We start from the raw sequence: 19,613 nt of genomic DNA, 5'->3' as shown, positions 1-19,613 counted from the left end.
TGTCTCTTGCTCCTGCCTCCTCCTGCCCGCCGCCTCGCTGTGATGTGTGAGAGAAGCGAGGCGTGACGGACGGATCCGGGCCTCCCTGGTCGCGCCGGTCTCCGAGCAGACCCGCAGGAGACGGGTCGTCCAGCGGCTTCAGCCGCGCGCCCCGCCGAGGCGGGTGCGCGCGAACAGGCGCCGGCTTCTGCCGGGCCGTCCGGTGCCGCGCGTCGAGGTCCCTCGCCGCACCCGGCCGGCGCTCGCTTCCCAGCCGCACCGTCCGTCGGCTAGGAGATCGGCGCTGCACGAAACGACGAGTGACGGATGGTGGGCGCGAGCAATGCGACGTGGCGCGTCGGTGTGCTGTTCTCCCGCAGCGGGGTGAGCGGCATCACCGAGACCGAGCACTTCCTCGGCACCGCGCTGGCGATCGAGGAGATCAACACCGCCGGCGGCGTGCTCGGGCGCGCGATCGAGCCCGTCTGCTACGACCCGGCCGGCGACATGGACGCCTATCGCGGGCTCGCCCGGCGGATGCTCGCCGAGGACGGGGTCGAGGTGGTGTTCGGCTGCTCGCTCTCGGCCAGCCGCAAGGCCGTGCTCTCCACCATGGAGCGCCACAACGGCCTGCTCTGGTATCCCTCGATCTACGAGGGGTTCGAGTATTCCGAGAACGTCGTCTATACCGGCGCCACGCTGAACCAGAACGTCTTCGCGCTGGCGGACTTCCTGCTGCAGGAATACGGCCCGCGGATCTTCATGGTCGGTTCGGACTACATCTACCCGCGCGAGTCGAACCGGGTCATGCGCGACCTGATCGAGAGCAAGGGCGGCACGATCCTGGGCGAGGTCTACGCCCCCCTCGACGCGGACGAGGACGCCCACGGGCGCATGGTCGCCGAGATCCGCCGCGCCGCGCCGGACGCCGTCTTTTCCACCGTGGTCGGGCGGGGCGCGGAGCGACTCTACCGCGCCTATGCGGCGGCCGGGATCGACCGCACCCGCTGCCCGATCGCGAGCCTCACCCTGGCGGAGGGCCAGATCCGGGCGATCGGGCCCGAGCACTGCACCGGCCACGTGCTGGCGGCGCCCTACTTCGGCAGCCTCGAGGACGACGAGAACCGCCGCTTCGTCGCCGCCTTCCGGGCGCGGTTCGGGCCGGAGCGGCCGACCAGCATGTGGTCGGAGACGGCCTACGCGCAGGTCCACCTCTTCGCCCGCGCGCTGGCCGAGGCCGGCACGCTCGACGCCGAGCGCCTGAGCGCGGCGGCCCTGCGGCAGCGCTACGTCGCGCCGGAGGGCGAGCTCGCGTTCGACGGCGACACCCGCCACATCTGGCTCACGCCCGGCATCGGGGTCGCGCGCGCCGACGGGCAGTTCGACCTGGTCTGGCGCGCCCGCCGGCCGGTGCGGCCCGACCCCTACCTCGCCTGGTCGCGCTTCGAGCTGAACGCCCTCGAGGAAGGCTTCGCCGCATGAGCGCGCCGGCCCGCAAGATCCTGGACGACCTGCGGCGCGCCCGGGCGCTGGTCGTCCATCGCCGCGACGAGGAGGGCACGCTGCTGGTCGACCAGCTCCGCCGCCTCGGCTGCGAGGTCACGCTGGCCTGGCCGCCCCCGGCGGCGCTGCCGCCGGACATCGACACGCTGTTCATCCAGCTCGACGACGCCGAGTTCCGCCACCTGCTGCCGGCCATCGATGAGACCGAGCCGGCGGTCGTCGCCATCGTGGCCTACGAGAGCCCGACCTCGCTGAAGGCCATCGTCGACGTCAACGCCCACGGCGTCCTGACGAAGCCGCTGCGGCCGCGCGGGGTGCTGACCCAGTTCGCCCTCGCCCGCTACCGGCGCGGCTACGAGGGCCGGCTGACGAGCAAGATCAACCGGCTCGAGGAGACCATGAAGGGGCGCCGCAGCGTCGAGAAGGCGGTGCGCCTGCTCGTCGACCTCAACCGCATCGACGAGGACGCCGCCTACCGGCTGCTGCGCGATCGCGCCACCGCCGCGCGGGTGCCGATGGCCAGCGTCGCCGAGAGCGTGGTGGCGGCGCACGAGGCGATGAGCGGCCTCGGCCTGCGCATCGCGCTGGCGGAAAAGACCTGATCCGGGCACGGCCTGCACGCTTTATGGCCTTGCGGCCGTCTCCTGCCTGCGTATCGTAGGGCGACGGGCAAGGTTGCCCAGCAGCCCCGTGCTGCATCACATCCCGGCTTTGAAGCCTCTGGTCTGCGGAAGTCTTTCCGCGTCCAGGGGCTTTTTGCGTTTTGGAGCGACCATGATCCAAGCGAACGATCCCGCTCGTCCAGCTCTCAAGGTCTCCTGCATCCAGTTCGATCCGGAATTCGGTGCGGTCGCGAAGAATCTCGCCCGCGCCTCCGAGCTCGTCCGCGCCGCGGCGCGGGAGGGCAGCCGGCTCGTGGTGCTGCCGGAGCTCGCCAGCACCGGCTACGTGTTCGAGACGCCGGAGGAGGCGTCCGCCCTCGCGGAAGCCGTGCCGGACGGCCCCACGACCCGCGCCTGGGGGGCGCTGGCGGCCGAGCTCGGGATCCACATCGTGGCGGGGATCGCCGAGCGGGCCGGGGACGCCCTCTACAATTCGGCCCTGATCACCGGTCCGGACGGCTACATCGGAACCTACCGCAAGGCGCATCTCTGGCACCGGGAGAACCTGTTCTTCCGGAAGGGAGACCTCGGCTTTCCGGTCTTCGAGACGGCGCTCGGCAAGGTCGGCATCGCGATCTGCTACGACGGCTGGTTCCCCGAGACCTTCCGGAAGCTCGCGCTCGGCGGCGCCGAGATCGTCTGCATCCCCACCAACTGGGTGCCGATGCCGAACCAGCCCGCGGGCGAGGCCGCGATGGCCAACACGCTGCACCGGGCGGCCGCCCATTCCAACGGGATCTTCATCGCCTGCGCCGACCGGGTCGGCGTCGAGCGCGGCCAGCCCTTCGAGGGCCAGAGCCTGATCATCGGCCCCAAGGGCTGGACGCTCGCCGGCCCGGCGAGCCGCGAGGCCCCTGAGACCGTCTCGGCGGTGATCGACCTCGCCGAGGCGCGCACGAAGGACCTCAACGAGTTCAACTCCGTCCTCGGCGACCGCCGCACCGACCTCTACGCCTGACGCCGCCCACCTCCCGGAGAAGCCCGCACCATGTCGAACCGTCCCCTCGTCGGCGCGCTCGCCGCCCTCGTCCTCACCGCCTCGCCGGTCCTCGCGGCGGAGAAGCCCATCGTCATCGGCGTCCCGGTCGGCCTGTCGGGAGCCAACAGCGTCGTCGCGCCCTCCGTCGTGCAGGCGGCGGAGCTGGCGGTCGAGGAGATCAACGCCGCCGGCGGCGTGCTCGGCCGCAAGCTCGCCCTCGAGGTCGCGGACGACGCCTCGGGTGCGGCCGGCGCCCAGAAGGCGTTCGATTCGCTGATCTACCAGAAGAAGGTCGACGTCATCATCGCGATGGAGACGAGCGCGGCCCGCAATGCCGGCCTGCCCGCGGTCACCAAGGGCCGCGTGCCCTACATCTACACCTCGTTCTACGAGGGCCGCTCCTGCAACAAGAACCTGTTCGTCAACGGCTGGGTGCCCGAGCAGCAGGTGCCGCCGGTGATCGACGCCTTCAAGGGCAAGGGCGCCAAGACCTACTTCCTCATCGGCAGCGACTACGCCTTCGGCCGCGGCATGCTCGCCTTCACGCGCAGCTACGTCGAGAAGACCGGCGGCAAGGTGGTCGGCGAGGAGTACCTGCCGATGGACGGCAGCGACTGGACCGCGATCATCTCCAAGCTGAAGGAGGCCAAGCCCGACGCGCTCGTCACCTCGACCGCCGGCGGCGCCCCGAACGTCACGCTGACCAAGCAGCTGCGCGGCGCGGGCGTCTCGCTGCCCTACGCCAACCTCGCGGTCGACGAGGGCACGGCGAAGAGCATGGGCCCGGACGCGGAGGGCATCTACCTCTCGGCCTCCTACGTCACCGGGATCGACAGCCCGCAGAACAAGGCGTTCCTCGCCGCCATGGAGAAGAAGTTCGGCTCAAGCCTCCGCACGCCCAACGACCTCTCGGTGCCCGAATACGAGGCGATCTACCTCTACAAGGCCGCGGTCGAGAAGGCCGGCGGCACCGAGACCGCCAAGGTGCTGGCGGCCCTGCCGACCGTGACCGCCACCGGCCCGCGCGGCACGATCGGCATGAGCAAGCAGCACCACGCGCCGCTGACGATGCATCTCGGCCAGGTCCAGGGCGACGGCTCGGTCAAGGTCGTCGGGACCTTCAAGGACGTCGATCCGGGCGAGCAGTGCCCGAAGCTGGATTGATGTCAAAGGCTGGTTGATCCGCCCGACAGCCTTGACATCCTCATGGTCATTCCGGGGGCGCGTAGCGGAGCCCGGAATGACGCGGAGGGTATGAAATCTTCGCAGGCCCATCGAACAGGCTCTCGGAAGCCCGCGCGGTGGAGCCGGAGGCTCCGCACGCTTGAGCGAAGCCGCAATCCGCCTTGCGACGGCGATCACGCAGTGACCGCCGGAAGCAATCGGGCGGATTTCGGATGATCCCGTGATCGGCGCCAAGCCGTTCGCTCCCACCCGGATAGGCACGATGCTCCTCATCCTCGACATCCTGACGACTGCCGCGATCCTGTTCGTGGTGGCGATCGGGCTCCTGGCGGTCTTCGGCGTGCTGAAGATCATCAACTTCGCGCACGGCGCTTGGCTCACGGTCGGTGCCTACTGCGCCGTCGTGACGGCGAAGCTCGGGCTGAACCCCTGGGCTGCGCTGCCCCTCGCCTTCGCGGTCGGCGCCGCGCTCGGCGGGCTGGCCGAGCTGTTCATCATCCGCCCGCTCTACCGCCGGCCCCTCGACGCGATCCTGGCCACCTGGGGGCTCGGCATCGTCGTCGGCCAGCTCATCACCCTCGCCTTCGGGCGCGACGTTCAGCTCACCCCGAACCTCGTGTCCGGCACCGTCGACGTCTTCGGCACCGGCTACTCGGCCTACCGCCTCGTCGCGCTCCTCGCCGCGCTCGTCGTCGGGGCGGCCTTCGCGCTCGTCATCGAGCGCACGCGCCTGGGGCTCTCGGCCCGCGCGGTGATCATGAACGAGACCCTGGCGCGCAGCCTGGGGCTCGACACGGCCCGCGTGCGCCTCGTGGTCTTCATGATCGGCGCCGGGCTCGCGGCACTGGCGGGCGTGCTCCTCACGCCGCTGACCAGCGTCGATCCCACCATGGGCGTCGGCTGGCTGATCGGCGCCTTCATGCTGGTGATGGTCGCCGACACGTCGTTCCTCGCCCTCGCGGCGGCCTGCCTCGTCTTCGGGGCGGCGCAGGTGCTGGTGAGCACCTTCGTCAGCCCCGTGCTCGGCGGCATCGCGGTCGCGGTGCTCGCCGCCCTCGTGCTGCGCATCAGCCCGAAAGGATTCTCGCGTGCCTGAGACCATCCCCGCGGACGCGTTCGCCGCGGCAGCGGACGGGCGGCCTCGCCTCGCCCGGGCGGCCCCCCTCGTCGTCACCGTCCTCGCCGCCGCGGCGCTCTGGGTCGCGCCGCTCGTCCTCGACACCTTCGCGGTCAACGTGCTGACCCGCTCGATGATCTACGCGGTGCTCGCCGTCACGGTCGACCTGCTGTGGGGCTTTGCCGGCATCCTGACCTTCGGGCAGGCCGCGTTCTTCGGGGTCGGCGCCTACGCGACCGCGATGCTGCTGACGGCCCAGGGCGGGGCGCCGCACTGGATGGCGGCCGCCATCCTGCTCGCGGTCGCGGCGCCCGTTCTCCTCGGCCTCGCCGTCGGCTGGCTGTCCTTCTACCACCGCTCGACGGCGCTCTACGCCTCGGTGATCTCCCTCGTCGTGCCGATCGTGGTGACGCAGGGCATCTATTCCGGCGGCGAGCGGACCGGCTCGAGCAGCGGCCTCGTCGGCTTCGACGTGCTGCCGCTCGAGATCGAGGGCTTCTTCCGTCTCGCGGCCTTCCTCCTCGTCGCGGTCACGCTGGCGGCCTGGATCCTCGTGCGCTCGGATGCCGGGCGCATGCTCGTGGCGTTGCGGGACAACGAGGCGCGCTGCGCCTATCTCGGCCTCAACCCCCGGCGCCTGCAGATCGGCCTCACCGCGGCGCTGGCGGGCGTGGCCGGCCTCGCCGGCTTCGTGTTCGCCAACGCCTCAGGCGTCGTGGCGCCTGAGAATGCCGGCTTCCTGTTCGGCACCGAGCTGGTGATCTGGGTCGCCCTCGGCGGCCGCGGCACGCTCATCGGGCCGGTCCTCGGGACGATCGCGATCGACTACCTCGCGGCGAACCTCTCGGGCGACCTGCCCTTCCTCTGGCAGCTCCTCCTCGGGACGGCCTTCGTCGCCATCATCATCCTGCTGCCGGGCGGCCTCGCGGAACTCGCCCGCCGCGCCTGGGGGGCGCTGCCGCGCGGGCAGCGGCCGGCCTTCGCGCCGCGGCTCCGCGCCGAGCCCTCGCACGCGGCAGAGCGGACGGAGGCGCCGCTCCTCACCGTCCGCGGCCTCGCCAAGTCCTACGGCAGCCTGACGGTGCTGGAGAACATCGACGTCACCATCCGGGCGGGCGAGCTCGTCAGCCTCGTCGGGCCGAACGGCGCCGGCAAGACGACGCTGATGCGCTGCCTGAGCGACGGCACGGAGCCGTTCCGCGGCGCCATCGCGGTCGGCGGCGTCTCGACCACCGGCCTGACGCCGAACCGCATCGTCGCCCTCGGCGTCGGGCGCAAGTTCCAGGTCGCGAGCGTGTTCGAGAGCCTGTCCGTGGCCGATTGCCTGCGGCTCGCGCGCGCCTCCCGGGCGGGGTTGAGCCCGCTCGCGCGGGCCGAGACCCTCGCCCTGCCGCAGGCGGTGCTCGACATCCTGCGCATGACCGGGCTCGACGCCGTGCTGGCCGAGCCCGCCCGCCTGCTCTCGCACGGCCAGAAGCAGGCGCTCGAACTCGCGATGGTGGTGGCCCTGGAGCCGCGGCTCATCCTGCTCGACGAGCCCACCGCCGGCCTGACCAAGGCCGAGCGCACCACGATCGGCACGGTGCTCAAGGGCCTCACCGCCGATCTCGGCATCGCGGTGGTGCTGGTCGAGCACGACCTCGACTTCGTGCGCGAGATCTCCTCGCGCATCGTGGTGCTGCACCAGGGCCGCCTGGTGCTCGACGGCACGGTCGACGAGGTCGTCGGCTCCGAGCTGGTGCGGACCATCTACGCGGGAGGCGGCCATGATTAACGCAGGACCCGCTGACGCCGTGTCCGCGGCAGGAGGCGCGAGCCTCGTCCTCGGCGGCGTGTCGAGCGGCTACGGCGCCGTCTCGATCGTGAAGGGCGTGTCGCTCGCGATCCGGCCGGGCGAGAGCGTCGCGCTGCTCGGCAAGAACGGCATGGGCAAGACGACGCTGCTGAAGACGATCCTGGGACTGGTGGCTCTCCGGGCGGGCTCGGTCGCGATCGACGGGCGCTCCGTCGCCGGTCTTCCACCCGCGAAGCTCGTGGCCCTCGGCGTCGGCTACGCCCCCCAGGAGCAGCCTTTGTTCCAGGACCTGTCGATCCGCGACAACCTGCGCCTGGCGCTGGCCTCGGACCGGCTCCTGCCGGGGGCGCTCGAGCGCGTGTTCGGCTACTTCCCGTTCCTGAGGGACCGGCTGTCCCAGCGCGCCGGCACGCTGTCGGGCGGCGAGCAGAAGATGCTGATTCTCGCCCGCGCCCTGATGCTGCGCCCGCGCCTGCTCCTCATCGACGAGATCTCCGAGGGCCTGCAGCCCTCCGTCGTCGACCGCATCGCTGCCGCGCTCCAGGCCGAGCGGGCGGCGAACGGCACGAGCCTGCTGATCGTCGAGCAGAACCTCGACTTCGCCCTCCGGGTCGCGAACCGCTGGGCCGCACTCAAGCTCGGCGAGATCGACGACGAGGGGAGCGTCGACGGGGATGCGCGCGCGCGGATCCTTTGCCACCTCAGCGTCTGACTTCGTTGGTCGATTGATGCTGTCTATCTGAGACGAATACCAATCGTCTCCTGCGTCATCCCGGGTTCCGCTCCGCGGCTCCGGGATGACGAGGAGGGTGTGAGAGCGACAGAGGTCGGAAAAATCTCTGATACCCTCGCGCCTTCGCATCGACACGTCGATGCGAAGGCGTCCGGCGCATCAGCGCCGGCGCCCGTTCGGGCTTGCCTTGCGCCTCCGAACGGGTCCGTTCGAAGGCGCGGCGGTATGATTGACTGTCCCGCACCGTGACGCAGCCGCTCGGATCGCGACGACGAGACTGACTCGCCGCCCCGTCAGCGAATCAGGAAATCCTTGCGCAGCATGCAATGCACGCCCTTGTGCTGGTTGACCGTCTGGGTCACCCGCAGGTCGGCGGCGATGCTGCACAGGGCGTAGGCCTCGTCGCGGGTGATGCCGACGCGGGCGACCACGAGGTCGATCATCTCCCGCAGCGCCCGCTCCGCGCAGCGGTCGAGGTCGGGATCGAGGCCCATCGTGATGACATGGCTCGGCGTCTCGGCCTGCGGCGAGGTCAGCCGCAGGTCCTTGCGCAGCACGAACTCGAACACGCCGGAGAGCGCCGTCTCGATCGCCGTGACGTTGACCTCGCCATCGCCTTGCGCGCCGTGGCCGTCGCCGCAGGAGAACAGGGCGCCCTCGGCGAAGACCGGCAGGTAGAGGGTGGTGCCGGCGACCAACTCCTTGTTGTCGAGGTTGCCGCCGAAGCTGCGCGGCACGATCGAGGTGCAGCGCCCCCAGGCCGGCGGCGGGGCGACGCCCATCACGCCGAAGAAGGGCGCGAGCGGCAGTTCCAGCCCCCAGGGCATCCGGGCGGTCAGGCGCTCCCGGTCGAGGGGGATCGTCATGTGGTGGTAGACGGGGAAATCGTCCGGCAGGGTGCCGGCGAGGGGGCGGTGGCGGTTGTAGCCCCAGTCCTGGCGCAGGGCGACCTCGAGGATCCGCACCTCGAGCACGTCGCCGGGACGCGCGTCCTCGATCGCCACCGGGCCGGTCAGGATGTGCGGGCCGAAAGGAATGCCCGCCTCGGCGGCGTGGATCGCGCGCAGCTCCGGGGGCACGTGGAACCCTTCCGGCGGCAGGGCGTCGGGCCCGCCCGAGACGGTCTCGATCGTGACCCGCTCGCCGCTGCGGATCGTGAGGACCGGCGGCACGCCTGCGTCGAGGTAGCCCCAGCGGCAGGTCTCGGGCGAGGCGGTCAGGCGGTGCATCATGCATTGGGCTCCGGTATCGGCGGGCGCGGGATCGCACCTCCGCCGCATCGCGCGCGGTCCGGGCCGCGTCGAGGGACGCGGCTCCCGGCGCAGGACGATCCTATTTTCTTGGGTCCTTCAACTGGCATTCGCCATCCTTCATGGATCGGAATGCCTGATCTCCTGCGATCGTGGTGATGTGCTTATAGTAATCGTACGGCCGCTTGCTTTCCGAGGGCGTCTTCACCTCGTAGAGGTACATGTCGTGGACTGCGCGCCCGTCCGGGCGGATCGTCACGGTGCCGAAGAGGGAATCCTCGATGGGGGCCTTGCGCATCGTCGCCACGACCCGGTCGCCCTCGACCGTGTCGGCGGCGCGCACGGCACGCAGGTAGGCGAGCGTCGCCGAGTACACCCCCGCGTGGTCCTCGGTCGGGCGCCGGCCGTTCATGAGGGCGGCGAAGCGCTCGCCGAAGGCGCGGGTGCTGTCGTTGCGGTCCCAGTAGAAGGCGGAGACGAGCTGCAGGCCCTGCGCCGTCGCGAGGCCCAGGGAGTGGGTATCGGACAGCTGGATGAAGAGGGCGGCGACCTTCATCTTCGGCGTCAGCCCGAACTCGCCGGCCTGCTTGATCGCGTTGATCATGTCGGCGCCGGTATTGGCAAGCGCCAGGACCTGCGCGCCCGAGCTCTGGGCGGTGAGCAGCGCCGAGGAGAAGTCGCCGGTGCCGAGGGGAAGCCGCGATCCGCCGGACGAGCGGCCGCCGGACTCGACGAGCGCCCGCGTGGCGTCGCGCTCCAGGGCGTGGCCGAGCGCGTAGTCGACCGTGAGGAAGTACCATTGCTTGGCGCCGCGCTCGGCCAGCGCCCGCGCCGTCGCGGAGCCCTGCGCCCAGGTATCCGACACCCATTGCACGGTCGTGGGCGCGCAGAACTTGCCCGTCAGGTCGGACGTCATCGCGCTCGAGGCGAGCGCGACGCGGTTGCGCTCGCGCAGGAGGTTGGCGACCGAGAGGGCGACGCCGGAATTCGGCAGGTCGACGATCGCCGAGACGTTCTCCTGGTCGAGCCAGCGCCGGGCGATGCCGAGGCCGATATCGGGCTTGTTCTGGTGGTCGGCGGAGAGGAGCTCGACCTTCAAGCCGCCGCTCTCCTTGGCGAAGTCCTCGAGCGCGAGGCGCGCGGCGGCGACGGAGCCGGCGCCGACCTGGTCCGAGAACGGACCGCTCATGTCGCTCAGGACCCCGATGCGGACCGGCTGATCGAGCGCCCAGCTCCGGGCGGGCAGTCCGGCGCAGGCCAGCGCCAGGGCAACGACGAACCGGAAACTGCGACCAGGCTTCATCTCTCGTGGCTCCCCGCCAGATTCGATCAGAAGATCTCGAAGTACTCGCGCTGCTCCCACTCGGTGACCTCTGCCTGGAAGCGCTCGATTTCGGCATTCTTGATATGCGTGTAGTAGTCGACGAACGAATCGCCGAGCGCGGTGCGGAAGAACGGGTCCTCACGCAGGGCGAAGACCGCCTCCCGCAGCGACGTCGGCAGCAGGGCCGCCTCGGCCTCGTAGGGCGTGTCGGCGCTCGGCCCGGGATCGAGGCGCCGGTCGGCGCCGTCGAGCCCGGCGAGGATCTGCGCGGCCATGTAGAGGTAGGGGTTCGCCGCCGGCTCGCCGACCCGGTTCTCCAGCCGCGTGGCCGGATCGCCCGGGCCGCCGAGCACGCGGATCATCACCCCGCGGTTGTCGCACCCCCAGACCGCGCGGTCGGGCGCGAGCGAGTAGGAACGGTAGCGCTTGTAGCCGTTGATGGTCGGCGTCGTGAAGACGCTCGAGGCCCGCGCATGGGTCAGCAGGCCGCCCAGGAATCCCGTGCCGAGCGCCGAGAGCGGACCCGGCCCGTCGGTGGGAACGAAGGCGTTCGCCCCCGTCCGCGCGTCACGCAAGCTCTGGTGCAGGTGCCAGCCCGACGAGACCACGTTCGGGATGCGGGGCCGGCACATGAACGTGGCGTGATAGCCGTGGCGCCGGCAGATCTGCTTCACCGCGCTGCGAAACAGCACCATCAGGTCGGCCGGCACCGCGCCGGCGGTGGGCTGGAAGGTGAACTCGCACTGGCTCGGCCCGTACTCGACCTCGATCGAGCGCAGCGGCAGGCCGAGGGCGAGGATGTCCTTGCGCAGGATCTCCAGGACCGGCTCGACCTGGTCGTAGCGCTGTTCGGTCAGGTACTGGTAGCCGTGCGAGATCAAGCTGACGCTCGGTGGCGCACCGGGCTGCCCGGCATCGGCCGGCGCCATGCGCGGATCGTCGAGCTTGAAGACGTGGAACTCGACCTCGAGGCCCGCGACGTAGTCGAGCGACCGCTCGGACAGTTTCTCCAGCACGGAGCGGTAGAGGCCCCGTGTGGCGAACGGGACGGGGCGGCCGTCCCGGAAGTAGAGGTCGCAGAGCAGCCATCCGGTCCGCGGCGCCCAGGGCAGGGTCCGGAACGTCGTGGGGTCGGGCACCATCAGCACGTCGGCGGCGCCCTCCATCTCCCGCATCCCGAAGCCGCCGCCGGCGCTGAAGACCGGAAAAACCGTGCGGTGCGAGGTGTCCTTGGCGAGCATCGTCGTGGTGATCGCGCACCCGCCGGTGAGCGCCTTGACGGCTTCGGAGACGACGAGGGTCTTGCCCCGCAAGATCCCGTGCTGGTCCGGGAAGGACAGGCGGACGGTGTCGATCCTGTCCGGATCGCACCGCTCGCGCACCTCGCGGGCCGCATCGGCCTGTGCGGCGGTCCACAATCCATGATCCTGTACGAATGTCACCGCACTCGTCCTCCGGCCAAGCCTTCTCGAGCCAAGCGTTCTCGGGCCAAGCGTTCTCGGGCCAAGCGTTCTCGGGCCAAGCGTTCTCGGGCCAAGCGTTCTCGGGCCAAGCGTCCTTGGGCCAAGCGTCCTTGGGCCAAGCGTCCTTGGGCCAAAAGCCGCCGATCGATGCGTCGCGCTACTCGGCCGCGGTCCGGCGGGCTGCGTCGGGGGTGACGTCGGAGGGGAGTGTGGGCATCCACGGAGCTCCGCGGCGGCGGCGCACGTCCACGTCCATCCAGTAGGTCTCCCATCCCTTCGACGGGCCGATCCCGTCCATCGTCGCGGGACCCTGGATGCTTTTTGCGTGCCGCGCGTCGAGCACCATCAGCGGGGCATCCCCCGTCGCGGCCTTGTCGATCTGCTCGCGCAGGATCCGGCGGTAGAGGATGATGGCCTTGTCGGACTGCCCGAGATGCTCGCGCGTCCGGTCCTGGATCGGCCCCATCGACTCGACGGCCCACTGGTCGTGGACGTTGATGTCGAGGCCCATCCCCGTATAGGTCTCGTGGGCCTGCTCGTGCGGATCGAACCCGTAATCGTTGGTCCTGTTCTTCCGCGAGCGGTACTCCGGAAGCTCGTACAGTTCCAGGCGCTGGTCGCGCATTCGCTGCTTGTCGACCGGCGACGAGTAGCTCGTGAAGATCGCGTACCAGTAGCAATGCTCGTCGTCGACGGGCACGTGCCACTGGGTGATCGTCATGTCGGCCGACATCGGGATGACGAAGGCGTGCGGGAAGACCTGGTTGGTGACGCGGACATGCGTGCGCGCCTCGTCGATCTCGCGCAGGGCGATCAGCCGCATGCCGTATTCCGTACGCTCGACGTTGATGATCGGCCGGTCGTACTCGCGCAGGATCTTCGTCATCGGCAGCTCGCTGTCCGCCGAGGCGGCGCGGAACTGCTTGCCGTAGGACGCGGCGGTGTCCTCGTCCTCGAAGAAGCGGTGCAGGAACGAGGCGTGCGCGGGATCGATCCCGACCTCGAGCGCCTGGAGCCAGTTGCACTCGAACAGGCCCTTGAACGCGAAGGTGTAGGCGTCGGGCGCGAGGAAGCAGTCGAGTTCGGGAAAGGCCGGCGGCTTGCCCTCGCCCAGATACGCGAACAGGATGCCGCTGCGCTCGATCACCGGATAGGCACGCTGCCGGATGTTCTGGCACAGCTTGCTGCCCGCCGGTTCGGCGGGCGTCTCGAGGCAGCGCCCCTCCACGTCGAACAGCCAGCCGTGAAAGGCGCAGCGCAAGCCCCCATGCTCGCGCCGGCCGAAGGCGAGGTCGGCGCCGCGATGCGGGCAGTCGCGGTCGAGAAGCCCGTACCGCCCGGCCTCGTCGCGAAACAGCACGAAGTTCTCGCCGAGCAGCCGCACCGGCACCACCGGTCGATCGCCCTGCAACTCGTCCACGAGGGCGGCCGGCTGCCAGTAGCGGCGCATCAGCGTGCCGAGCGGCGTCCCTGGTCCGCTGCGGGTGATGTGGTCGTTCTGCTCACGGCTCATCATGGCGGCGGCCTTTCGTCGAGCCTGTGCTCGCTCGAGCCCGGGCGCGTCGGAACGTTCGTTCAACGAACATATGTTCGATTGTAAGTCAGCCTGGAGGCGTTGCAAGCACGATCGGTGTGCAGACGAAGCCCGTCTCAAGCGCCTTCGGAGGGCAGGCGGTCGCGCTCGTGGCTCTTGCCAGTCCGGGCGGGGGCACGCACAGGGGGCCGGCTCATCGCTCCGGGTGCCGCACCAGAGATCGTTCCATGCCGCGCGTCAGACGTTCCGAGACAGACCAGCGCCTTGTCGACGAGCACGGCCCGGACTTCTCCGAGGCCCTGGCGCGGGGGTTGCGCGTGATCTCGGCCTTCGGTGCGGAGCGCCGCCTGATGACGCTGGCCGACGTCGCCCGGGAGGTGGACCTCCCGCGGGCCACGGTCCGGCGGGCGCTCTTCACCCTCGACTGCCTCGGCTACGTGAGGTCGGACGGGCGGCTGTTCCAGCTCACGCCCAAGGTCCTGTCCCTGGCGACCGCCTATCTGGCGTCCAACAGCCTGTCCGCGACGCTGCAGCAGGCGGTCGAGCGGGTCGCGGCGCAACTCAACGAGGCCTGCTCCGCCGCGATCCTGGATGGGGACGACATCGTGTTCATCGCCCGCGCCGGGCCGACCCGCCTGCTCGGCGTGGGCGTGGATGTCGGCTACCGGATCCCGGCATATTGCAGCTCGATGGGACGGATCCTCCTCGGCGGCCTCGACGATGCGGACCTCGCCGCGTTCCTGGAGCGCATCCGGCCTGAGCCTTTGACGCCGCAGACCCTGGTCGACCGCGCCGCGCTCGCGGACGCCATCCGCCGCGACCGCGAGCGGGGCTACTCGCTCGTCGATCAGGAGGCCGAGGTCGGCTACCGCTCCCTCGCGGTGCCGGTGAGGCGCTATGACGGGCGGATCGTGTGTGCCCTGAATGCCGGGGCGAACGTCGATCGGGTCGCGGTGGACCGCATGCTGGAGTGCTTCCTTCCCGTCCTGCGCGATGTCGCCGCGACTCTCGGGCCGCAGATGGTGTGACACGGCCCTCGGACGATGGCTTCCTGCGGCCATGTCACGAGCCCGAACGGCGTCCGGGCGATCGGCCGGACATCATAGTGTCTCTCACAAAACTCCCGACCATCGTCGTGGCATGCTGTGGCAGCGGCATCGCAGCGGGAGTTTTGTGATACCGCCGCGCCTTCGAACGGACCCGTTCGGAGGCGCAAGGCAAGCCCGAACGGGCGCCGGCGCTGATGCGCCGGACGCCTTCGCATCGACGTGTCGATGCGAAGGCGCGAGGGTATGAGATGCACATAGGACGGCCCGGTCACCCGTGGAGGGCCGGTTCGCGACGGATGACCGGCTGGTAGGCCGGCGCGCTCGACAGCACGACGAACAGGATCCGCAACGGGGTGGAAGGCGGTGACATCCAGCACCAGCGCCTCGAAGCCGAGTGCTAAGCGGGGGGAGGGCCCGGGCAGTGCGGCAGATCTGGGAGGGTGCGCTCGGCTTCTGCGTGGCCAACTACCCGGCGCCGCGGCCCGGCTCCGCCGCTTCTCACAAGATCGGATTGAACCGCAGCGCTCGTGTTCTGCGCCTGACGCGCGCTCGCGGAGCCCGCAATCTTTTCAAGCAATCATGCAGACTGGGTGGCAGGATTCCCACCGGAGATTCGCAAGATCTGACAAGGTATTTGAGCTTGTCGGCACGTCGTGATCTGCTCCTGAGAGATTTCGATCTTCGACCATCGAGGCGCATGAGCCACCGCCTCGATCGCTTGCGTCCCGCTCATGACGAAGGGCGGCTGCGGGTGCACCATCAGGCACTCGTCGTCGACGAGTTCCCTAGAGTGGCCGGCATCACCGGCCCAGAGGCTTTTCTCGAAGGATCATACGCGATCGTCATTCATCGTGTTCTCCTCGCGGCGTCTCGCGTCAGAGAAGATCGTGAGAATGCGACCGTTCCAGCGCCGGTCTACCAGCGACCACCGACGGTGGAATGCATGCTCCGCTCGACGGCAGCGAGCGCGCTGGCCTCGGCCTTGGCCTCGGTCGGGTGCGGACGGTCGGAGCGCTCGACGAGCTTGCCGTTCTTGCGGATGGCCCACTGGTACTGGCCGCCCGGCTTGGTGATGGGAGAGATCTCGATCGTGTAGGGTGTGGAAGCGGTATCTTGCATGACGTCCATATAGGGATCGAGGCTGCTCGTTGCCACCCCGTGCCGGCTCGTGAATTGCCCTGCGGGTCCTGACAGCTCAATTCCTGGGAAAATGGAGATGGGATGAAGTGAACGCATCGGTTTGCTCTTGCGGTGCGGATGATGTGCGACCACGAGGGCAAGCACGGCTCGCAATAGGTGGCAATCCTGTTGATGGCCGCCAGGATCGGCTGCTCGGGTGAGGCGCTGAGGAACTCTCGTGCCTCCATCCGAGCGTGACCAGAGCGTGGGACGAACGCGCGCGCACGGATCAAAGGTGCGAGAGCATGAAAACCGCGAACTGCGCCAAGCCAACGAATTCCTGCGCAAAGCCTCAGCGTATTGTGATCATGCCGGGCTCGACCGCCGGTCGTGGCCATGACCACCTGCATCGACGAGCCTCGAGCGGTCCACGAGATCGAGCCGATCTGCAGGGGGCTGCCGATGCCCCATCGACCTGCAACATCTCTTCCGCCGAGGCGGAAACGCGATCATGCCCATGCCGGCGATCAAGCCCTGGCTACCTGGACCAAGCCCCTGAGGATCGCGGAGCGGCGCATGCCGCTAGAGTGCGACCGTCAAGTCCGTGTGGATGAAGTCCCGGCCTTTGAACAGGATCGGAACCCGATGGTAAGCAGCGCAGCCATAGGACAGGCAGTCGGCGAAATTGAGCTGCGCCGGATGGCCTCGCCCCTTGCCGTACGTGTCGAAGGCATCGACGGCGAGGCGGGCGACGGCATCGCCGATCGAGACGACGCTGATCCCGGCCGCGGCCAGGAATGTGTCGTACATCTCCTGCGCGACGGCGACCGGAAGGCCGAGGATGCGCGCCAGGTTGATCGTTGCCTCCAGGCGGACATGCGGCCCGGTGTCCCGGCGCTGGGCGGCCTCGATACAGGCGAGGAAGGCTGCCGCCTCCGGTTCGTCGGCCAGGATGGCGACGATGGCGGACGTGTCGATGAACACGTCAGCGCGTCCAGAGGGCGTCGCGCTCGGCCTCGCTCAGAGGCGGTGCAGGCGGCCGGTCCGCCTTCGCCAAGGCGGCAGCGCGGATCGCGGCCACGCGATCGATCAAGGGCACGGCCTCATCGGCGCGCTTGATCTCGTGCTGCAAGGCGAGCTTGATGGCGGCAGTCAGGTTGGGTGCGCCGCACTTCTTCATGACGATCTCGGCGAGGGTTCGGACTTCCTCGTCCCTGATGCTGAGCACGGCGCGCCTCCGTCTATACAGATTATGTATATACGTACTGACACCGTCTGTCCATGCACAGCATGGTGTGGGGCCTCGCGGGGTCGACCATCACCCGCAGTTGGGGGCGACCGCCTCGGACTGGTGGGCCTGAGCCGCGCCGCGACCATCGTGACCATGTCCGTGATGGAGCGGATGCGCGTGCGCGCCCATCAAGGACACTGACCACACCTCGTTCCGGGCGCAGGTCAAGATCCCGCCGTCGAGCTGCGTGCCCGGGCGCGAGCTCAGCCTCTCGACCGACACCGGCTTGTCGCCCGATCCTCCTGGCGGAGGCACCGCTCGCAGGGTCTCCCTGATGCAGCGGAAGCGACACGGACCGCGCCCTTGTGAGAGGACGCGGTCCGTGTCGCATGTCCTATCCTCGGCCCTCGGAAGGATCAGCGCTTGGCCACCTTCTTGTCGAGGAAGTTGCGGATGAGGGGCGCCATCTCGTCCAGCTTGTCCTCGAGCGCGAAGTGGCCGGTGTCGAGGATGTGCAGATCCGCGTTGGGCAGGTCGCGAAGGTAGGGATGCGCCCCTTCCTCGGGGAAGATCTTGTCGTTCTTGCCCCAGGCGATCAGCGTCGGCGGCTTGCGCTCGCGGAAGAACGCCTGGAATTGCGGGTAGAGCGGCACGTTCGTGCGGTAGTCGTAGAACAGGTCGAGCTGGATGTCCTTGTTGCCCGGCCGGTCGAGCAGGGCCTGGTCGTGAACCCAGTTGTCCGGGCTGATCCGCGAGACGTCCCGCACGCCGTCGGTGTACTGGAAGATCGTCGTGGGGAGCGTGACCAGGCCTGACAGCGCCTCGCGGCTCTTGGCCGAGCCGTCCGCCCAGTAGGTCTTGATCGGGTTCCAGAACTCGCGCAGGCCCTCGTCGTACGCGTTGCCGTTCTGGACGATCAGGCCGGTCACCCGCTCCGGGTGCTTGAGCGCCAGCCGGTACCCGACCGGTGCCCCGTAATCCATCACGTACATGGCGTAGGACTGGGCGCCGAGCTGGCCGAGCAGGCCGTCCACCAGGTCGGCGTAGTGGCCGAACGTGTAGGCGAACCTGGTGTGGTCGGGGGCTTCGCTCTGGCCGAAGCCGGGGTAGTCCGGCGCGATGACGCGGTAGCGGTCGGCGAGCGTCGGGATCAGGTTGCGGAACATGTGCGAGGAGGTCGGGAAGCCGTGCAGGAGCAGCACGACCGGTCCGTCCGCGGGGCCGGCCTCGCGATAGAAGACCTTCACGCCGTCGACCGTCGCGGTGCGGTAATGGACCGTAGGCGGCGCCTGGGCGACGGCCAGAGCCTGGTCCGCCTTGGCATGAGGGGGAAGGACGGTGCCCGCCGTCGTGAGCATCAGGGCAAGCAGAAGATGTTTCATCACTCGTCTCCAGTCGCGGCGTTCGAGCACCTCGCCGCCTCTTGGAGACATCATCGGCCTTCAGCCTGCAGGCGTTAATCAGCGTCGTGCGGAAGGCATTGTTGTCGCTCGCGGAACAAAATGGGGGCGCTCCGCTCAACGAAGAAGGCCCCGCCGCCGGTCGCTGCCGGCTGGACGAGGCCATCTCCCGTATCGTGGTGCTCTGTCGTCCAGGTCGTTGCCTGGCTGCCCCGGGTTCTGCCTCCCAGCCCCGAGATCATGAGGGCAGGATGCCGGACAAACTTGAACCGCAGGCTAAGAACCGCAGTGAATGACGGCGTAAGAGGTGTTGCCGGAACCTTGCTGCAGCGTGGGAGCGGTAAGGACACACGCGCGGCCGATCGGCGGAGGACGCCTCGGAACGTGGAAAAGGGCCGCCCGTGGGCAGCCCCTCTTACCTCTATCACATGCCCATCAGGGCGTTAGCGGTGCCCACGACCGTCATGGCGAGGCCGCCGGCCAGGACACCGATCATGCCGTAGGACACGGCGCGCAGAAGCTTCATCTCGCTCATCTCGACCACCCTCAGCAGCGGTACCCGCCCGAGGTCTGGCCGTACTGCTTGACCGGGAAGTTCTGCTGGTTGGCGTTGCCCTCCGAGGCCGAGCTCATCGGGCAGGCGCCGTAGAACGGCCGGGTGCCGTTGCCGAACGGGCTGCCGAGCGAGCCAGTGGTCTCGACGTCACGGGGCGAGGACGAGGTGAACACGGGGCCGAATGCCATGGCGGACGAGATCGGGGCGGCGCCAAGGACGAGGGCGGTGACGACGGCAGCGATGCGGGTCTTCATATGGTATGCTGGCTCCTGATGCTGTGTGGGCCGGCGTCTGTGCCTGCCTGTGTTGCGATGATTGGAATATAGGTGACCGCTGACTGTCGCGATGTGTTCTCGCGCACGCAGCGTAAGGGAACGAATGTCGAGGCTCGCGCGCATGACCGATCATGGAACCGCCTGACGCCCCAGCCGCACTGATTGAAGGCACCTGCCGGCATACAGACGTTTCGCGACTCCCGAGGTCGCCGGCTGAGCGACCTGTCCCAGCCACCCGAAGTTGCCTTTCAACAAGGAGGCTTCGGCGCCGGTTGTCGAAAGCGGGACGAGCCCCTTTCCGCCAAGCGCCGCCTGCGCTCATCAGGGTCACTACGGCTGCATCACGGGCAGTTCGAGAGATTGCGCAGATGAGGTCTGCGCCTTGAACTGGGCAGCGTGCACCCGGCCGTGAGCGGAATGGCAGAGATAGTCATTATTATACCCTCGCGCCTTGGCATC

The 19,613-nt window shown here is 69.2% G+C and carries 17 protein-coding genes and 1 other annotated feature; of the genes, 8 read left to right on the top strand and 9 right to left on the bottom strand.

Features of this window, described 5'->3' with window-relative positions; genetic code table 11:
* The first annotated feature begins 306 nt into the window (after nucleotides 1-306).
* From VQ02_RS07810 to VQ02_RS07780, 7 genes are all read left to right on the top strand, one after another.
* On the top strand, nucleotides 307-1,461 hold the full coding sequence (locus VQ02_RS07810; protein ID WP_048443613.1) for a transporter substrate-binding domain-containing protein: 1,155 nt from the start codon (nucleotides 307-309) through the stop codon (nucleotides 1,459-1,461).
* Nucleotides 1,458-2,084, top strand: a complete 627-nt coding sequence (locus VQ02_RS07805; protein ID WP_048443612.1) for an ANTAR domain-containing response regulator — start codon at nucleotides 1,458-1,460, stop codon at nucleotides 2,082-2,084. The genes VQ02_RS07810 and VQ02_RS07805 overlap by 4 nt, the downstream gene beginning before the upstream one ends.
* Before the next feature lie 172 nt (nucleotides 2,085-2,256).
* Nucleotides 2,257-3,102 carry a nitrilase family protein gene (locus tag VQ02_RS07800; protein ID WP_048443611.1) on the top strand — a complete coding sequence of 282 codons (846 nt, stop codon included), beginning with the start codon at nucleotides 2,257-2,259 and terminating at the stop codon, nucleotides 3,100-3,102.
* A 30-nt stretch (nucleotides 3,103-3,132) separates the two neighbouring features.
* Nucleotides 3,133-4,287, top strand: coding sequence for a substrate-binding protein (locus VQ02_RS07795; protein ID WP_048443610.1), 1,155 nt, complete (start codon nucleotides 3,133-3,135; stop codon nucleotides 4,285-4,287).
* A gap of 283 nt (nucleotides 4,288-4,570) precedes the next feature.
* On the top strand, nucleotides 4,571-5,404 hold the full coding sequence (locus VQ02_RS07790) for a branched-chain amino acid ABC transporter permease (protein ID WP_048443609.1): 834 nt from the start codon (nucleotides 4,571-4,573) through the stop codon (nucleotides 5,402-5,404).
* Complete coding sequence (locus tag VQ02_RS07785; protein ID WP_048443608.1) at nucleotides 5,397-7,199, top strand: branched-chain amino acid ABC transporter ATP-binding protein/permease; 1,803 nt, start codon at nucleotides 5,397-5,399, stop codon at nucleotides 7,197-7,199. Before VQ02_RS07790 ends, VQ02_RS07785 begins: the two co-directional genes overlap by 8 nt.
* Nucleotides 7,192-7,932 carry an ABC transporter ATP-binding protein gene (locus VQ02_RS07780; protein WP_048443607.1) on the top strand — a complete coding sequence of 247 codons (741 nt, stop codon included), beginning with the start codon at nucleotides 7,192-7,194 and terminating at the stop codon, nucleotides 7,930-7,932. Before VQ02_RS07785 ends, VQ02_RS07780 begins: the two co-directional genes overlap by 8 nt.
* A gap of 314 nt (nucleotides 7,933-8,246) precedes the next feature.
* On the opposite strand, the gene VQ02_RS07775 is transcribed toward VQ02_RS07780, so the two are convergent.
* From VQ02_RS07775 to VQ02_RS07760, 4 genes are all read right to left on the bottom strand, one after another.
* A complete protein-coding gene (locus VQ02_RS07775; protein ID WP_048443606.1) occupies nucleotides 8,247-9,185 on the bottom strand; it encodes an acetamidase/formamidase family protein in 939 nt (312 codons plus the stop codon).
* A 100-nt stretch (nucleotides 9,186-9,285) separates the two neighbouring features.
* Complete coding sequence (locus VQ02_RS07770) at nucleotides 9,286-10,506, bottom strand: ABC transporter substrate-binding protein (protein WP_048443605.1); 1,221 nt, start codon at nucleotides 10,504-10,506, stop codon at nucleotides 9,286-9,288.
* Between the two features lie 26 nt (nucleotides 10,507-10,532).
* A complete protein-coding gene (locus VQ02_RS07765; RefSeq protein WP_048443604.1) occupies nucleotides 10,533-11,969 on the bottom strand; it encodes a glutamine synthetase family protein in 1,437 nt (478 codons plus the stop codon).
* Between the two features lie 178 nt (nucleotides 11,970-12,147).
* Nucleotides 12,148-13,506 (bottom strand): aromatic ring-hydroxylating dioxygenase subunit alpha, encoded by a 1,359-nt coding sequence (locus VQ02_RS07760; RefSeq protein WP_048443603.1) that lies wholly within the window; start codon nucleotides 13,504-13,506, stop codon nucleotides 12,148-12,150.
* Between the two features lie 245 nt (nucleotides 13,507-13,751).
* On the opposite strand from VQ02_RS07760, the gene VQ02_RS07755 reads away from it, so the two are divergent.
* On the top strand, nucleotides 13,752-14,552 hold the full coding sequence (locus tag VQ02_RS07755) for an IclR family transcriptional regulator domain-containing protein (RefSeq protein ID WP_048443602.1): 801 nt from the start codon (nucleotides 13,752-13,754) through the stop codon (nucleotides 14,550-14,552).
* 936 nt (nucleotides 14,553-15,488) lie between these two features.
* Here the strand turns inward: VQ02_RS07755 and VQ02_RS07750 are convergent.
* The 5 genes from VQ02_RS07750 to VQ02_RS07725 all read right to left on the bottom strand — a co-directional run bounded on the left by VQ02_RS07750 (nucleotide 15,489) and on the right by VQ02_RS07725 (nucleotide 19,133).
* Entirely contained in the window at nucleotides 15,489-15,692 is a 204-nt protein-coding gene (locus tag VQ02_RS07750) for a hypothetical protein (protein WP_048443675.1), read from the bottom strand.
* A gap of 354 nt (nucleotides 15,693-16,046) precedes the next feature.
* Nucleotides 16,047-16,162 (top strand) — a sequence feature (AL1L pseudoknot).
* Between the two features lie 112 nt (nucleotides 16,163-16,274).
* Nucleotides 16,275-16,676 (bottom strand): type II toxin-antitoxin system VapC family toxin, encoded by a 402-nt coding sequence (locus VQ02_RS07745; RefSeq protein WP_048443601.1) that lies wholly within the window; start codon nucleotides 16,674-16,676, stop codon nucleotides 16,275-16,277.
* 1 nt (nucleotide 16,677) lies between these two features.
* Nucleotides 16,678-16,920, bottom strand: a complete 243-nt coding sequence (locus VQ02_RS07740; RefSeq protein ID WP_048443600.1) for a type II toxin-antitoxin system VapB family antitoxin — start codon at nucleotides 16,918-16,920, stop codon at nucleotides 16,678-16,680.
* Nucleotides 16,921-17,339: 419 nt separating this feature from the next.
* Nucleotides 17,340-18,305 carry an alpha/beta fold hydrolase gene (locus tag VQ02_RS07730; RefSeq protein WP_083469108.1) on the bottom strand — a complete coding sequence of 322 codons (966 nt, stop codon included), beginning with the start codon at nucleotides 18,303-18,305 and terminating at the stop codon, nucleotides 17,340-17,342.
* A gap of 564 nt (nucleotides 18,306-18,869) precedes the next feature.
* On the bottom strand, nucleotides 18,870-19,133 hold the full coding sequence (locus tag VQ02_RS07725; RefSeq protein ID WP_048443597.1) for a hypothetical protein: 264 nt from the start codon (nucleotides 19,131-19,133) through the stop codon (nucleotides 18,870-18,872).
* Nucleotides 19,134-19,613: the final 480 nt, after the last annotated feature.

Source organism: Methylobacterium variabile (genome assembly GCF_001043975.1).
GTDB lineage: Bacteria > Pseudomonadota > Alphaproteobacteria > Rhizobiales > Beijerinckiaceae > Methylobacterium > Methylobacterium variabile.
This window is presented reverse-complemented; position numbering and strand designations above follow the sequence as displayed.

Bases quoted from the DNA above. Each gene is read 5' to 3' on its own strand.
- VQ02_RS07800 (WP_048443611.1), top strand. From the start codon at position 2,257: ATGATCCAAGCGAACGATCCCGCTCGTCCAGCTCTCAAGGTCTCCTGC.
- VQ02_RS07775 (WP_048443606.1), bottom strand. From the start codon at position 9,185: ATGATGCACCGCCTGACCGCCTCGCCCGAGACCTGCCGCTGGGGCTAC.
- VQ02_RS07810 (WP_048443613.1), top strand. From the start codon at position 307: ATGGTGGGCGCGAGCAATGCGACGTGGCGCGTCGGTGTGCTGTTCTCC.
- VQ02_RS07730 (WP_083469108.1), bottom strand. From the start codon at position 18,305: ATGAAACATCTTCTGCTTGCCCTGATGCTCACGACGGCGGGCACCGTC.
- VQ02_RS07770 (WP_048443605.1), bottom strand. From the start codon at position 10,506: ATGAAGCCTGGTCGCAGTTTCCGGTTCGTCGTTGCCCTGGCGCTGGCC.
- VQ02_RS07750 (WP_048443675.1), bottom strand. From the start codon at position 15,692: ATGCAAGATACCGCTTCCACACCCTACACGATCGAGATCTCTCCCATC.
- VQ02_RS07790 (WP_048443609.1), top strand. From the start codon at position 4,571: ATGCTCCTCATCCTCGACATCCTGACGACTGCCGCGATCCTGTTCGTG.
- VQ02_RS07805 (WP_048443612.1), top strand. From the start codon at position 1,458: ATGAGCGCGCCGGCCCGCAAGATCCTGGACGACCTGCGGCGCGCCCGG.
- VQ02_RS07755 (WP_048443602.1), top strand. From the start codon at position 13,752: ATGCCGCGCGTCAGACGTTCCGAGACAGACCAGCGCCTTGTCGACGAG.
- VQ02_RS07795 (WP_048443610.1), top strand. From the start codon at position 3,133: ATGTCGAACCGTCCCCTCGTCGGCGCGCTCGCCGCCCTCGTCCTCACC.
- VQ02_RS07725 (WP_048443597.1), bottom strand. From the start codon at position 19,133: ATGAAGACCCGCATCGCTGCCGTCGTCACCGCCCTCGTCCTTGGCGCC.
- VQ02_RS07780 (WP_048443607.1), top strand. From the start codon at position 7,192: ATGATTAACGCAGGACCCGCTGACGCCGTGTCCGCGGCAGGAGGCGCG.
- VQ02_RS07760 (WP_048443603.1), bottom strand. From the start codon at position 13,506: ATGATGAGCCGTGAGCAGAACGACCACATCACCCGCAGCGGACCAGGG.